Consider the following 12,878-nt stretch of genomic DNA (forward strand, 5'->3'; position numbering starts at 1 on the left):
GCATGACCAATGAATTTGCCATCCCCCGTTCTGTGGAATGGAAAGAAACCTACATCCGCATTTTAAATCAGCAAAAGCTTCCCGACGTCACTGAGTATGTGGAACTTGAAACAAAGGAAGATGTATTCGACGCGATTGTCACGCTGAAAGTAAGGGGCGCCCCTGCCATCGGTATAACCGCGGCATTCGGACTCGCGCTCTCCGCCAAGTCATTTGAAGCCCGCGACCTTTCAGATTTCCGACGTCAGTTCGCGGATGTCAAAGCGTATTTAAACAGTTCGAGGCCCACTGCCGTCAACCTCGCGTGGGCGCTTGACAGACTGACGGATTCCATCAGGGATGCGATTTCAATCAATGAAGCGAAGACAACACTCGTTCATGAAGCCATTCAAATTCAGATTGAGGATGAAGAAACCTGCCGAATGATCGGCCAAAATGCGCTGCACCTTTTTAAAAAAGGCGATCAGATCATGACCATCTGCAATGCGGGCTCGATTGCTACAAGCCGGTACGGTACGGCGCTTGCTCCCTTTTACTTAGCGAAACAAAAAGACCTCGGCCTTCATATCTACGCATGTGAAACAAGACCCGTTCTCCAAGGATCACGGCTGACGGCGTGGGAGCTGATGCAGGGCGGAATTGATGTCACCCTCATTACGGACAGCATGGCCGCCCATACAATGAAGGAAAAACATATTTCAGCAGTCATTGTCGGCGCTGACAGAATTGCTAAAAACGGAGATACGGCCAACAAAATCGGAACGTACGGCCTCGCTATTTTGGCAAACGCCTTTCAGATTCCGTTTTTTGTGGCCGCACCGCTTTCGACCTTTGACTTGCAGATTGAAAACGGCGATCAGATTCCGATTGAGGAAAGAGATCCGGATGAAGTCAGACAGATCTCAGGCATACCCACCGCTCCCGAAGATGTGCCGGTCTTCAATCCGGCCTTTGACATCACACCGGGCAGCCTGATTTCAGGCATTATCACCGAGAAAGGAATTGTGACCGGTTCTTACACGGAAGAAATTGAACAATTATTCGCTGACTGCCAGTTGAGCTGAAAAACCGCTGATGATGTTGCCTCAGGCAATGTCAGCGGTTTTTTTGTCTGCACAATGTAATCACTTCATCTTTTTGGGCGGCTGTAATGAGATGCATTTTAAAAAACAGCTCTGCATAACCGGCTATCTTTTGCGGACGGCTCATTTTCATCAGGCTTCGTCCTCCTTTTTCACCAGACCAACTTTTTTCACTTAATAAAATGATATGTCGGACGCGAAAAAACGGAACGTGCCATATGTTTTATTTTTCTTTATAGGATATTTGTTCGATGTTCAGCAGCACCGCTTTTACATCCGTCTTCGTGCCCGCGTATCCCGTTAAGGCGCTGTTTTTGCCGATTACCCGATGGCACGGGACAAAAATCGGCAGCCGGTTTCGTTTATTGGCTTGTCCGATGGCTCGCACCGCTTTCGGTTTTCCGATCGCTTCAGCCATATCGCCGTAGCTTCGGGATTCCCCGTAAGGAATCATCGTCAGCGCGTTCCATACCTTTTCCTGAAAGGCTGTGCCTTTTTGTCTAAGAGGCAGAGAGAATTGCTTTCTTTCTCCTGAAAAATATGATGCCAGCTGCTGTTTCGCCTCCGACAGCAAAGCGGTTTCGCACGGCTTTACGCCGGGTGCGTCTTTTTGCCATTCCTCAAAATCTTCCCCGGTGAGAAACAGGCCGGTAATAAAGCTCTCTTCCTCTGTTACGATGACGGTTCCAAATGGCGCTTTTACACTTGTAAAACAGATCATTCCCCGCTCCTTCTTTCTTCCGTATTCTGCCGGATCGGAAGTGTCAAATGAAAAACCGTGCCCTTCCCTTCTTCACTTTCCACATGAATGCGTCCCTGATGCTCTTCGATGATTTTATAGCTGACCATGAGACCGAGGCCCGTTCCCCTGTCTTTTGTCGTGTAAAATGGCTCGCCCAGACGTTTTAATTTGTCTTCGGAAATACCCGTTCCTTCATCTTGAAAAGAAATCAAAATGTGGTCTTGATCAGAAGGCTGGATGGTCACATAGATATTGCCGCCGCCCGGCATGACTTCAATGGCGTTTTTTAAAATATTGATAAACACCTGTTTTAATTGATTCGGTTCACAGTAAATCGGCGGGATGTTTCCGGTCAGATTCAGATGAATCTGCACATTGACAAGATTGGCCTGGGCATTCAAAAGATCAGCCGTGTCTTTCATAATCTGCGTCACGTCTTTTTCTTCATATAATATCGCCTGAGGTTTCGCTAAAATTAAAAATTCAGTGATGATAGACTCGATGCGTTTTAATTCTGAGGTAATGACGTTAAAGTACAGGGAATATTCGCCTTCAATGCTTCCTTGAAGAAGCTGAATGAACCCTTTCAGCGCCGTCATCGGGTTTCTGATTTCGTGGGCGATGCCCGCCGCCAGCTCCCCTACAACATGAAGAGTGTCGGATTTCCGCAGCCTCTCTTCAAGCTCTTTGGCCTCTGTGACATCTTTAAAGATGGCCAGATTCATATTTTGAATGATATTTCTTTTGAAGGAGAATTCCAGTTTGCGGCTGTCACTGCTGCTTAACAGGAAGGGGATTTCATTATCCATTCCTTCTAAATCAATCTTTCTGGCGGGAACACCAGCGTTTTCAATATCAAATAAAGAAAGAATATCCGGAACGGTGTACGCTCTCAGCTCCTCATCCGGCATGCCGAGTATACGGCTTGCGAGAGGATTCGCGTCAATAATACGGAATTGGTTGTCAAATAAGACCTTGCCGTCCATTGAGCCGTTGAATACTTTTCTGAATTTCAGCTCGCTTTCCCGCAATTCTTTTTCCATCCGCTTACGATCGCTGACATTTCTTAAAATGGTTAAATGCTGACCTTCAAGTATGGTTCGTTTTGATGTGAACTCAAGCTCTTTGTATTGGCCGTTTGCCATCTGAAACAGCATTTCTTCACGGATTTCCCCGTATTTTTCATATTTCTTCTTAATCTGCTTGTATTTTTTCTGCGGATCAACGATAAACGTACATAAATTCGTCTCCACCAGCTTATCCATCGGCAGTTCGAAAATGCGGCAAGCCGATTCGTTTGCTTTGGCAATCTTTCCGTCATCAGACCAAATGACAATCGCGTCCATGGCGTTTTCAAAAATTTCGCGGAATCGCTCTTCGCTTTTAAAGAGTTTCAATTCCATCAACCGTTTCTCTGTTATGTCTCTCATAATGGACATGTAGAACCCGCTGATTAAGTTGGACGTAATCGTAAATTCAAACAGCTTCTCTTCGCCGGACCGAAGCTTGACGGGCAGTTCTCCTTTGGCGTTTCCTTTTCTGCGGAGGGTTTCCCAGATTTCTTTCAGATGCTTTTTGTTTTCTCCGTCGGTAAAATGGCGGAGCGACAGATGGGACAATTCATTCTGGCCGATCTCAAAGCTTTTGCAAAAAGAGAGGTTCGCATCAATAAACCCGCCGTCCTTATCAAACAGCACGATGCCGTCGACAGCCCTGTCAAACAAATCTTTAAACAGCTGCTCGTTCATGGAGAATTCGCGCTCTAATATTTTTTTAGAGGAGATGTCCCTCATCACCACAAAAAAATAATCCTCCCCAATTCCGTCTCTGGCGAGGAATTCAATGTATTTCGTCGCGCCGCTGTCAAGCTTAATCGGCACCTCTTTCCACAGATGGCCTTTTTTTAAAAACCTTTTCACGGCCTTATTCAGTTCTTCCTGAGGCACGGAATATAAAAAGTCCAGGACGGAGCGGTTAATAAGGCTCTCTGCCTCAATCTGCATCATCCGGGCCGCAGCCTCGTTCGCCTGGACGATTTTCATTTCCTTACGGCATATAAAAATGGCATCAAGCGTGTTATTCATAATCACATGATACCGGTTCAATTCACTCTTCAGGCGGTCATTTTCCTCTTTCATCCGCTTCAGCTGCTCTTTCAGCGACTCGTTTGTTTGCAAATCCAGAGTTTCAGCCATTCAGTACACTCCTTCTTCAAAAACCTATCCTTCAATATTTCTACAAAATACCTCATCTTCCTTCATTCGCCCTATACATTTCAGAAAATTTCAATGATATGACAAGTTAAAGTCTTTTTCTACGATCCTTACCTCCCCGTTACATCATCCTAACAATCCCTTTTGTCCTCCTTCAATTTTTTGTTTTTTATTTTAAAATGAACACCAACAGGAAATAATCATGCAGTGGATGATTTTTGAAGAGAAGGTGATGCTATGACAAAATCGCGAGACAGTTACTTTGACAACGCCAAGTTTATCTTGATTTTTCTGGTGGTGTTCGGCCATATCCTCCGGTCATTTATTAACGGAAATGAGTTTATGCTCCATCTCTACAAATTCATTTATACTTTTCATATGCCGGCCTTTATCCTGGTTTCCGGCTATTTCGCAAAAAACTTTAAGCGGAAAGGTTATGTGAAGAAGCTGGCTGTGAAGCTGATTATTCCGTACCTGATTTTTCAGGGCATTTACTCGGTTTTTTACTATTTGATTCAGGATGAAAGCATGACAAGCGTCAATCCGATTGATCCGCAGTGGTCTCTCTGGTTTTTAGTCAGCTTATTCTTTTGGAATCTGCTGCTTTATCCCTTTACGAAGCTGCCGAAAATGTGGGCGCTTGGGGCAAGCTGCGGGCTTGCCGTCATGATCGGGTATCTCGATTTCATCAGCAGCACGCTGAGTCTTTCACGGACGTTTGTCTTTCTTCCGATGTTCCTCGTCGGGTTTTATTTGAAAAAACAGCACTTTGATTTACTTCGGGCTAAAAGGGGCAGGCAGATTGCCGCGGGCGTACTGGGGATTGTTTTCCTCTTATGCTGGTGCATTGATTTTGATTACTCGTGGCTGTTCGGATCGGAGCCTTATTCTACATTCGGCACAGTGTCGCTGTTGAGCGGTCTGTCACGGATCGGCTGGTATGTTTTGGCCTTTGCCGCCACTTTCAGCTTTTTGGCGCTCGTTCCGCAAAAGCGTTATTTCTTTACGAAATGGGGTACGAGAACGTTTTACGTGTATCTGCTGCATGGATTCATTATAAAAACGCTGCGGCAGATCGGGCTTGAAGATCACTTGTCTGATTATCAGAATTTAGTCATACTCTTAATGTTAACGGCCGCCCTTACGTCCATTCTCTCCAGCAATGCGGTGAAAACGGCCGCACAGCCATTTATTGAGCTGCGGATAACAGGCTTGCTTCAAGCGGTGAAAGGAACAAGAAACGGTGCTTATTCGAAATAATGCAAAATACCTCTTAAGCGTTGCCGCCTAAGAGGTATTTTTTATTTTTTGCCGTCTTCTTTTTTCTTCGGCTTCGTCTGTTCAAGCGTTTCAATCCATTTTCCGGCGTTATAATCACCGAACTCGCTTGAAAACTCTTCTTCAAGCAATTTAGGGTCCATCGGCTTTTTATGGTTTTGCATGTCTTTGCTGTGGCGGTTTTTTTTCGTCATGTTACTCGCCTCCTTGTTTGCCGTGTTTTGATTTGCGGTTTGCGCCTCTCAGTCCGGGATCACCGTCGTATTGTGTTTTGTATGCATCTTTGTCCATGCTCTCAGTCGGTGTGTTGTTGTTGGTCAAAGCTTCATTCTTTGCTGCTTTGCGTTTCATTTGATTTCCTCCTTCTGTCAGCAAATCTGTTTTGAATTCATTAAGCATTTTTTTTAAGTCGCGCACTGTCACGTGTTTGGCCTCATCAATGAGTTCATAGCCGATCTGTCCGTTCGGCTCAAGCAGCACATATTTAAAATCTTGAATGTCTCCGAGGCCTTCCTGCCTGATCCTCATTGACAGCTGGTCTTCGGTAAAACGCATTTTTTTTAAGTTTTCCGGGATGATTTTTCCGTTTCTGACAACGGCGACGGTTTTTCCTGAAAATAAAAACTCAAAAAAGCTTGATTTGATTTCTAAATATTCCATCAGGATCAGTACCGCAATAAAAATCGCCGCCGCGAAAATGGTTTCCCATAAATTATGTTCAATAAACGGCTGAATAATAATCGAACCGATCGAAATCATGATGACTGTTTGGGTCACCGACAGCTGGCTGATTGATTTCCGTCCGGCGATCCGCAATAAAAAGGTACCGACCGCTATCATAACTACCGACTTCCAAAATACGGCAAACAATGACGTCACCTCTTTACAAGTAGAATCTCCAAAGAAACTGTTTCCACTCATCCATTTTACGGCAATAAAAAAACACCGCTTTCTGAAAAGCGGTGTCAGCCGATAATCATTCTTTCCTTCGGATAATGATAATTTGCTTCGATTTCTTTTCGGCCGATCAAATAAAGGAACGTCAAAATGCCGATCCGGCCGATAAACATCACAATCATGATCACACATTTTCCGATGTCGCTTAAATGCGGAGTAATCCCGAGCGACAGGCCGGTCGTTCCGAAAGCGGAACACACTTCAAAAAGCAGCCCGAGCAGCGTCTGATTTGTCTCCGTCACGGAAAGAATCAGCGTCGACCCGAACACGAGCAGAATCGCCATCATCGTAACGACCAGCGACTTCATGACATCAGCCTGATGAAGCTCGCGTTTAAAGACCTTGACCGCTTTATTCCCTCTGGCAAAATGAAACAGAGCAAGAAGGTTAAGCGCAAACGTCGTCGTACGGATTCCGCCGCCGACCGAGCTCGGTGATGCGCCGATAAACATGAGGGCACAGATGAAAAATAATGTCGGCGCCGACAGCTGGCTGATATCAATTGTTGCAAGCCCGCCGCTTCGCGTAGCGGTTGATTGAAAGAGACATAAAAATAAAACATCATGCCAGCTTTTCCCCTTCATAACATGGCTTGCTTCAAGCGCGTAAATGCCCACGGCTCCGAACAAAACGAGCATTCCGAACGTAACGGTCGTAATTTTCGTAAACAGCGTGAATGAGTATCTGCGCTGTTTTGAAAACAAAAAGTCTTTTACTTCTACGAGCACCGGAAAACCGATCGCACCGAAAATAATCAGAAGCATCGTAATAAACTGCACGAAATAGTCATGTCTGAACGGGACGAGTGAATTTCCCGTAATATCAAAACCGCCGTTTGTCGTGGCACTGACGCTCGCAAAGAATCCGTGCAAGTACGCCTGTTCAAACGAATCATAATACGTTAAAAAATATGTTCCTAAGATGATGCCGCCTAAAAACTCGATTAATAAAATCAAAAACAGCACTTGTTTCATCAGGTTGACGATACCGGAAAACTGCGATTGATTCTGATCCACCATAATGAGCTTCCGTTCCCTAAGACCGATCCGTTTGCCCATAATGAGCCAGACGAATGTTCCGAGCGTCATAATGCCGATTCCGCCGAATTGAAGCACGAAAGCCAAAATGATAATCCCGGCCGTGCTGAATGTATCAGCCGTGTTGACGACCGTTAAACCGGTGACACTGACTGAGCTGACAGCCGTAAACAGCGCGTCTATAAACGACCAGCTGGCCCCTTGTTTGTGGGCGGCCGGCAGACTTAGCAAAATAAATGCCACCGTCACAGCAAGAAAATAATATAATGCAATCAGCTGTGCAGGCGACAAGATCTGTATGAATTTTTTCAGTTTTAATTTCATAAGATAGTTCCTTCTGCCTCTCAAATGTAGTACGTAATTATTCTAATGATATTGGGAGAATTTTTAAAGGTCTTTTTAGAAAGATTTTTCATTACCTTATGTAATTTGCCGATCTTTAAACAAAAAAACCTCTGAAACGATTGTCAGAGGTTTTGTTTATTATTTTGCTTCCAGCCTGCGGATACGCTCATCGAGATCAGGGTGTGTGGAGAACAGTGACGAATGCTTTTTGCCGTTAATTTTTAACGTCTGCACCGCCGTCTGGTCTTCTTCATTCACATGTCCTGTATAAGACTTCAGCGTACGCAGAGCGTGAATCATTTTATCCTTGCCGGCAAGGTCTGCACCGCCGCGGTCAGCGTGAAACTCTCTGTGCCGCGAGTAGGCGAAGACGACAAGACTGCCGAGAATGGAAAAGATAATCTGAAATACGATCATCGCGATAAAATGCACGACCGGTGCGAGGTCTTCTTTGACAAAGCGGCTTGCAACCCATGCCGCGATTCGGGAAAGGAATACGACGAACGTATTGACGATTCCCTGCAGCAGCGTCATCGTGACCATATCACCGTTTGTGATGTGTGCGACTTCATGGGCAAGAACCCCTTCCACCGCAGCATCATCCATCTGCTGCAATAAACCTGAAGAAACCGCGACAAGCGAACGGCGCTTAGAAGGTCCGGTCGCAAAAGCATTGACTTCCGGGGAATGATAAATGCCGACTTCAGGCATTTTCGTCATCCCTGCGGCACGGGACAATCTGTGCACACGGTCAACCAATTGCTGTTCTTCATAGCTGAGTGACTGTTTCTTCGGATTTAACACCCGGACGCCCATCATCGTTTTGGCCATCCATCTGGACATTCCGAGAGAAATAAAAGAACCGACAAAACCGACGACAAGACTGAACACGAGCAATGCCATCAGATCAATGCGGCCATTTTGTATATACGAGCCGACACCGGTAACGCTTGTAATAATCGTAAGCACAATTCCGATTGTCGTAATGACCAAAAGGTTCGTTAAAATAAACAGAAATATTCTTTTCGCCATAATTACCTCCGTCTTTTTTAAGATCAAAAGAACTTATTTAATTAAATTATAAATGATCTGTTTGAAAATGCAACAATTTCGACGTATGATGTTAATGTAATTCTCAGTGATATTAGAAAGTGAACACGTAATCAATCAGAGGTGAACCATGAACACGTTTAAACTGACCCGAACTGATATGGTCCGGCTTCTTTACGCGTTAAAAGGCCAAGGAGACGCAACTCCTCTCCAAATCTTATTGCAATCAGCGGATATGACATTGGATGAAGCGGAAAGCCGTCTGCATATCCCTGAATTTCTGACGAGATTCGAACGAAAAAAAGAGAAAAAGGAATACGGGCTTTCAACTAACGAGATTGTCGAGCTGGGAAATCTGTGCGAGCTGACGTCTTTAAAATCAACCGCCGTCCAAAACTGGGTGAAACGCGATATTAAAGATTTAATCGGCCACCCCTTACTCGGCAAAAAATATACAATTGAACAAGCTGTCATCCTTCTCATTGTACGTGATTTAAAATCAATTTATGACTTCGAACATATACGCGGCATATTAAAAATCGCTTTTAACACGATCACAGACAGATCAGACGACGTCATCAGCCCGATCAGCTACTATGAAAGCTGCGCCCAAGTGATTGATTATCTTCATCATAAGGCAAACCCGCCGATGAAGGAAACGAGCCTGCAGGAGCTCGTCGAAGAGCAGACGGACAAGCTCAAAGGCTGCTTTAAAGAACTCGGAAGCGGACAATGGAACGATATCAGATCCATCATCGCGGTCACGGTGCTCTCCGTTTTGACTTTCCATATTCAAGCCTCAGCCTACAAAATGACCAGCCATTTATTATAATTCATAACGCTTCTTCGCCCCGGTGTCTGCGCCGGGGTTTTTTGCTGTACAACAATTGCCAGCATAATCAATACCGTTCCGTTTGAAACTAAAATGCGTAAACACATCTTGCCAGAGAAAAGGAGATGAAAAAGATGGCGAGCAGAAATAAACTCTTAGTTCCAGGGGCTGAGCAGGCACTTGACCAATTTAAATACGAAGTGGCTCAAGAATTCGGCGTGAACCTTAGCTCTGATACAGCAGCACGCGCAAACGGCTCTGTAGGCGGGGAAATGACAAAACGTCTTGTACAGCAGGCTCAATCACAATTAAACGGGAAAAATCAATAATGCAGCTTATTCGCCGGGACTTCTCGGCGAATTTTGATATTTTTCGGCATTCTCCTTTCCGTGCCGGTAGCCGTTCGGATTCCTGCGGTCTGACGAATCTTCATGATGCCGATAGGAGTCCCAATGTTCATTGCGATCATGATTCCGCTGATTCCAGTAATGATTGTAATACTTTTGCTTAGGCTCTTTGTCATTTCCGTTTTCCTGAGGATTTTGTGTTGGGGGCTGCTCTGTTTCCCCATCTTGTTCCTTCTGTGTGTTTTCTTCTGATCCGGAAGCTGCATTTTTGTCGGTTTGCTGACTGCCGTCCTGACTGTCCGGCTTCGCTTCTTCCGTGCCGGGCGCTGTTTCATTGTTTTCCGGCTTCTCTGCTGCCTTTTCTTCATCAGGAGCTGTCTTTTCATCAGCCGCCGGCTTTTCTGTGTCCGGCTGCTTGCTTTGATCAGCGTCTGTTTCGGTATCTTTCTGATCTGTTTCATTGCTGTCGGTTTGCTTTTCAGACTGTTTTTCTTCTGTTTTCTTTTCGTTTCTTCTTATGTAGCTGCCTGTTGACATCCCTTCCTGTTTTGCTTTTTCTCTTGTTTCCATATCAGATTCAAGCGATTGGACCTGGTAGGTGCCCTTATATTTTTCAGTCATGTCAGCCAGCTGTTTTTTAACGCCTTTTTTATATGTATTGTCATCTGTATTTTCATAAACCGTGGAAATTAAAATCTCTTTTGATTCCTTTACATATCCATGCTTGCTGCAATCGGTAATAATATTACTGATGACTTCCTTAAAATCGCTGCTTTTCCAATCTCCGATATCACTGATGACCTGTTTGGCGTCATGGTTCAGCGGTGTCAGTTCAATGACTTCATATTTGCTGTTTAAAGCCATTTCAATGCTGGGATTAATGTCAAGCGTCATATACGCGTAAGCTTTGTTATCAGAAAAAACCGGGAGCAAAATTAAAATAAACAAAATAATAGCAGTCATCGTAAACACTCCCAATTTAAAAGGGCGCAGTTTCAGAAAATCAAAAAAGCTGGCCCTTCTTCCCATACGCGTTTCGCCTTCGAACGTAATTTCCTCTCCGATTTCACAAGTGCGGTGATCATTTTTTGTTTTTAAAAATTGTCCGTCAGGGGTTAGCAACGTGACGAATTTTTTATTTTTCTCTACTATGATCCCTCTTCTCATGAGTGCAACACCCCTTTAAGATAATCTTTTAAATAAATATAATCACCTGTAATAATAATACTCATGGCGATGATATATTTTCGGTTCCGTTCGATCGTTTTTCTGCTGACCGATACGAGCTGCTCCAGCTGTTTGACAGGAAGCTGTTTTTTCTGGTGCAAAATGGACGCCAGCTCTTCATTTTCAACAAGCGTATAGGCTACCTTAATCGCATTCTGCCTCGCATCTGTATGCTTCGGCGATTGTTCCAGCAGCTCTTTAAAAGACAGGCCGTATTCTTTCAGCTGCTTCTGAAAAAAAAGAATTTCTTCCCGGCGCTGTTCCTGCTCTATCTGTTTGCGGTATTCATCAATGGAAAGCTCCGCTTCGATAAGGCTCTGCGAAGATTCCTGGTCGTCGCCCTCCTGCACATCCATATTGATATGCTGAGCGGTTCTTGCTTCTTTTCTGATATAGTCTATCACTTTTCTTTTTATAATCAGCTCTGCAAATGCAAGCAGCGAATTACCTTTTTCAGCCGAATACTTTTCAATGGCTTCGTTAAACGCGATCAGCCCGATGCTGAATTCGTCGTCTTTTTCATCTATATATCGTTTACAAACGGATGAAACCGTCTTCGCGATAAAAGGCTTATATTGCTGTATTAAATCGTTCTGCAGATCTTTGTCGCCTTTTTGTATTTTTTCAACAGATGTTTCAAGCGTTTGCTTCTTTTTTCCCAATTTAAACAAAAGGCTAAGCACTGGTTTCACCTCAGTTCCTCCCTATAACTACTCATAATCATAGCTAATTTAGTAGGGATTCGCAAAGGAAGAAAAAGAGAAATCGATTTCATTTGTCTCAATTATGACAAGCCAATAAGACGTACTATACATGATTTCGTGCCCCCATGCAGAATTAAGGGGGTTTTCTCTGTGTTTTTTGTAACAATGCTGTTATAAAATTGTTATCATATGTCTTAAATGTAAGCGTTTCAAACAAAAAAGGGAACCTGCTTTTTAAAAAGCCAGACTCCCTTTTTGATCATTTTACGCGTGTTCTCTTTTTTCCGATTCCGCGCCGGACTCTGTTTGTTTTGCTCCTGACATAAACCATCCGCAAACCGCAATGGCAGCCAGAACCGCCCAGAAAATGATTTTCCAGGCCGCCGAATGGATGACATCTGCCGGAATTATACCGAGTTCCTCATGGGCCAACGTATAAAGAGCGAGCTTCACGCCTACCCATCCGACAATCACAAATGCCGCCGTTTCAAGGCCCGGCCTGGTTTTCAGTAAGGATACGAACATTGATGCCGCAAAACGCATAATGATTAAACCGATTACGCCGCCGGCTAAAATAACGAGAAACTGACCGCCGTCCAAGCCGCCGATGGCAGGAAGCCGTGTCCCCGGAAGCGTTACGGCAAGCGCGACCGCCGCTAAAATGGAGTCAACGGCAAAAGCGATGTCTGCGAGCTCCACTTTCAAGACAGTCTGCCAAAACCCGCTTTCTTTCTGCTTTTTCTGACCGGCGTTATCTTTGAATACATACCGCTTCAGCAAATGGCTGACCGCAATGTAAAACAGATATAAAGCGCCGACGGCCTGGACCTGCCAAACATTCACCAGAAAAGAAATAGCGAACAGCGACCCGAAACGCAAAATAAATGCGCCCGCCAATCCGTAAAATAAAGCCTTCTTCCTTTGTTTTTCTGGAAGATGCTTCACCATCACAGCCATCACCAGCGCGTTATCCGCCGCCAAAATCCCTTCCAGCCCGATTAAAACAAGAAGAACCCATCCATACTCCAATAATAATGCAAAGTCCAATCCATTCCCTCCGTTTC

13 protein-coding genes are annotated in these 12,878 nt (G+C 44.6%); 4 read left to right on the forward strand and 9 right to left on the reverse strand.

Going from position 1 to position 12,878, the window contains the following annotated elements; translation table 11 throughout:
- Nucleotides 1-2: 2 nt before the first annotated feature.
- The gene (mtnA, locus tag ACWJJ5_RS07560; protein WP_102421844.1) at nucleotides 3-1,064 is read left to right on the forward strand and encodes an S-methyl-5-thioribose-1-phosphate isomerase; all 1,062 of its coding nucleotides are present in this window, start codon (nucleotides 3-5) and stop codon (nucleotides 1,062-1,064) included.
- Between the two features lie 241 nt (nucleotides 1,065-1,305).
- On the opposite strand, the gene ACWJJ5_RS07565 is transcribed toward mtnA, so the two are convergent.
- Both ACWJJ5_RS07565 and ACWJJ5_RS07570 read right to left on the reverse strand, forming a co-directional pair.
- Entirely contained in the window at nucleotides 1,306-1,803 is a 498-nt protein-coding gene (locus tag ACWJJ5_RS07565) for a methylated-DNA--[protein]-cysteine S-methyltransferase (RefSeq protein ID WP_070081717.1), read from the reverse strand.
- Entirely contained in the window at nucleotides 1,800-4,019 is a 2,220-nt protein-coding gene (locus tag ACWJJ5_RS07570; protein ID WP_070081716.1) for a PAS domain-containing sensor histidine kinase, read from the reverse strand. Before ACWJJ5_RS07570 ends, ACWJJ5_RS07565 begins: the two co-directional genes overlap by 4 nt.
- A 255-nt stretch (nucleotides 4,020-4,274) precedes the next feature.
- Between ACWJJ5_RS07570 and ACWJJ5_RS07575 the strand changes: the two genes are divergently transcribed.
- Nucleotides 4,275-5,297 carry an acyltransferase family protein gene (locus ACWJJ5_RS07575; RefSeq protein WP_173612696.1) on the forward strand — a complete coding sequence of 341 codons (1,023 nt, stop codon included), beginning with the start codon at nucleotides 4,275-4,277 and terminating at the stop codon, nucleotides 5,295-5,297.
- A gap of 41 nt (nucleotides 5,298-5,338) precedes the next feature.
- Here ACWJJ5_RS07575 and ACWJJ5_RS07580 read toward each other — a convergent pair whose 3' ends face one another.
- From ACWJJ5_RS07580 to htpX, 4 genes are all read right to left on the reverse strand, one after another.
- Entirely contained in the window at nucleotides 5,339-5,509 is a 171-nt protein-coding gene (locus ACWJJ5_RS07580; RefSeq protein ID WP_454022320.1) for a hypothetical protein, read from the reverse strand.
- Nucleotide 5,510: 1 nt separating this feature from the next.
- Complete coding sequence (locus tag ACWJJ5_RS07585) at nucleotides 5,511-6,185, reverse strand: DUF421 domain-containing protein (protein WP_146276630.1); 675 nt, start codon at nucleotides 6,183-6,185, stop codon at nucleotides 5,511-5,513.
- Between the two features lie 95 nt (nucleotides 6,186-6,280).
- The gene (locus ACWJJ5_RS07590) at nucleotides 6,281-7,633 is read right to left on the reverse strand and encodes a TrkH family potassium uptake protein (RefSeq protein WP_025851710.1); all 1,353 of its coding nucleotides are present in this window, start codon (nucleotides 7,631-7,633) and stop codon (nucleotides 6,281-6,283) included.
- Between the two features lie 159 nt (nucleotides 7,634-7,792).
- The gene (htpX, locus tag ACWJJ5_RS07595) at nucleotides 7,793-8,686 is read right to left on the reverse strand and encodes a protease HtpX (protein ID WP_007407207.1); all 894 of its coding nucleotides are present in this window, start codon (nucleotides 8,684-8,686) and stop codon (nucleotides 7,793-7,795) included.
- Nucleotides 8,687-8,834: 148 nt separating this feature from the next.
- Here htpX and ACWJJ5_RS07600 point away from each other — a divergent pair, with 148 nt between their 5' ends.
- Both ACWJJ5_RS07600 and ACWJJ5_RS07605 read left to right on the forward strand, forming a co-directional pair.
- On the forward strand, nucleotides 8,835-9,536 hold the full coding sequence (locus ACWJJ5_RS07600) for a DUF1836 domain-containing protein (RefSeq protein WP_025851714.1): 702 nt from the start codon (nucleotides 8,835-8,837) through the stop codon (nucleotides 9,534-9,536).
- 134 nt (nucleotides 9,537-9,670) lie between these two features.
- On the forward strand, nucleotides 9,671-9,865 hold the full coding sequence (locus ACWJJ5_RS07605; RefSeq protein ID WP_003154717.1) for an alpha/beta-type small acid-soluble spore protein: 195 nt from the start codon (nucleotides 9,671-9,673) through the stop codon (nucleotides 9,863-9,865).
- Nucleotides 9,866-9,871: 6 nt separating this feature from the next.
- On the opposite strand, the gene ACWJJ5_RS07610 is transcribed toward ACWJJ5_RS07605, so the two are convergent.
- The 3 genes from ACWJJ5_RS07610 to ACWJJ5_RS07620 all read right to left on the reverse strand — a co-directional run bounded on the left by ACWJJ5_RS07610 (nucleotide 9,872) and on the right by ACWJJ5_RS07620 (nucleotide 12,861).
- Complete coding sequence (locus ACWJJ5_RS07610; protein WP_070081713.1) at nucleotides 9,872-11,050, reverse strand: anti-sigma-I factor RsgI family protein; 1,179 nt, start codon at nucleotides 11,048-11,050, stop codon at nucleotides 9,872-9,874.
- The gene (sigI, locus tag ACWJJ5_RS07615; protein WP_003154719.1) at nucleotides 11,047-11,802 is read right to left on the reverse strand and encodes an RNA polymerase sigma factor SigI; all 756 of its coding nucleotides are present in this window, start codon (nucleotides 11,800-11,802) and stop codon (nucleotides 11,047-11,049) included. The genes ACWJJ5_RS07610 and sigI overlap by 4 nt, the downstream gene beginning before the upstream one ends.
- Before the next feature lie 276 nt (nucleotides 11,803-12,078).
- The gene (locus tag ACWJJ5_RS07620) at nucleotides 12,079-12,861 is read right to left on the reverse strand and encodes a TerC family protein (RefSeq protein WP_454022321.1); all 783 of its coding nucleotides are present in this window, start codon (nucleotides 12,859-12,861) and stop codon (nucleotides 12,079-12,081) included.
- Nucleotides 12,862-12,878 lie beyond the last annotated feature (17 nt).

The organism is Bacillus sp. JK74 (assembly GCF_053663395.1).

Coding starts and splice junctions, on each gene's coding strand:
- mtnA (WP_102421844.1), top strand. CDS start 3: ATGACCAATGAATTTGCCATCCCCCGTTCTGTGGAATGGAAAGAAACC.
- ACWJJ5_RS07565 (WP_070081717.1), bottom strand. CDS start 1,803: ATGATCTGTTTTACAAGTGTAAAAGCGCCATTTGGAACCGTCATCGTA.
- ACWJJ5_RS07570 (WP_070081716.1), bottom strand. CDS start 4,019: ATGGCTGAAACTCTGGATTTGCAAACAAACGAGTCGCTGAAAGAGCAG.
- ACWJJ5_RS07575 (WP_173612696.1), top strand. CDS start 4,275: ATGACAAAATCGCGAGACAGTTACTTTGACAACGCCAAGTTTATCTTG.
- ACWJJ5_RS07580 (WP_454022320.1), bottom strand. CDS start 5,509: ATGACGAAAAAAAACCGCCACAGCAAAGACATGCAAAACCATAAAAAG.
- ACWJJ5_RS07590 (WP_025851710.1), bottom strand. CDS start 7,633: ATGAAATTAAAACTGAAAAAATTCATACAGATCTTGTCGCCTGCACAG.
- htpX (WP_007407207.1), bottom strand. CDS start 8,686: ATGGCGAAAAGAATATTTCTGTTTATTTTAACGAACCTTTTGGTCATT.
- ACWJJ5_RS07600 (WP_025851714.1), top strand. CDS start 8,835: ATGAACACGTTTAAACTGACCCGAACTGATATGGTCCGGCTTCTTTAC.
- ACWJJ5_RS07605 (WP_003154717.1), top strand. CDS start 9,671: ATGGCGAGCAGAAATAAACTCTTAGTTCCAGGGGCTGAGCAGGCACTT.
- ACWJJ5_RS07610 (WP_070081713.1), bottom strand. CDS start 11,050: ATGAGAAGAGGGATCATAGTAGAGAAAAATAAAAAATTCGTCACGTTG.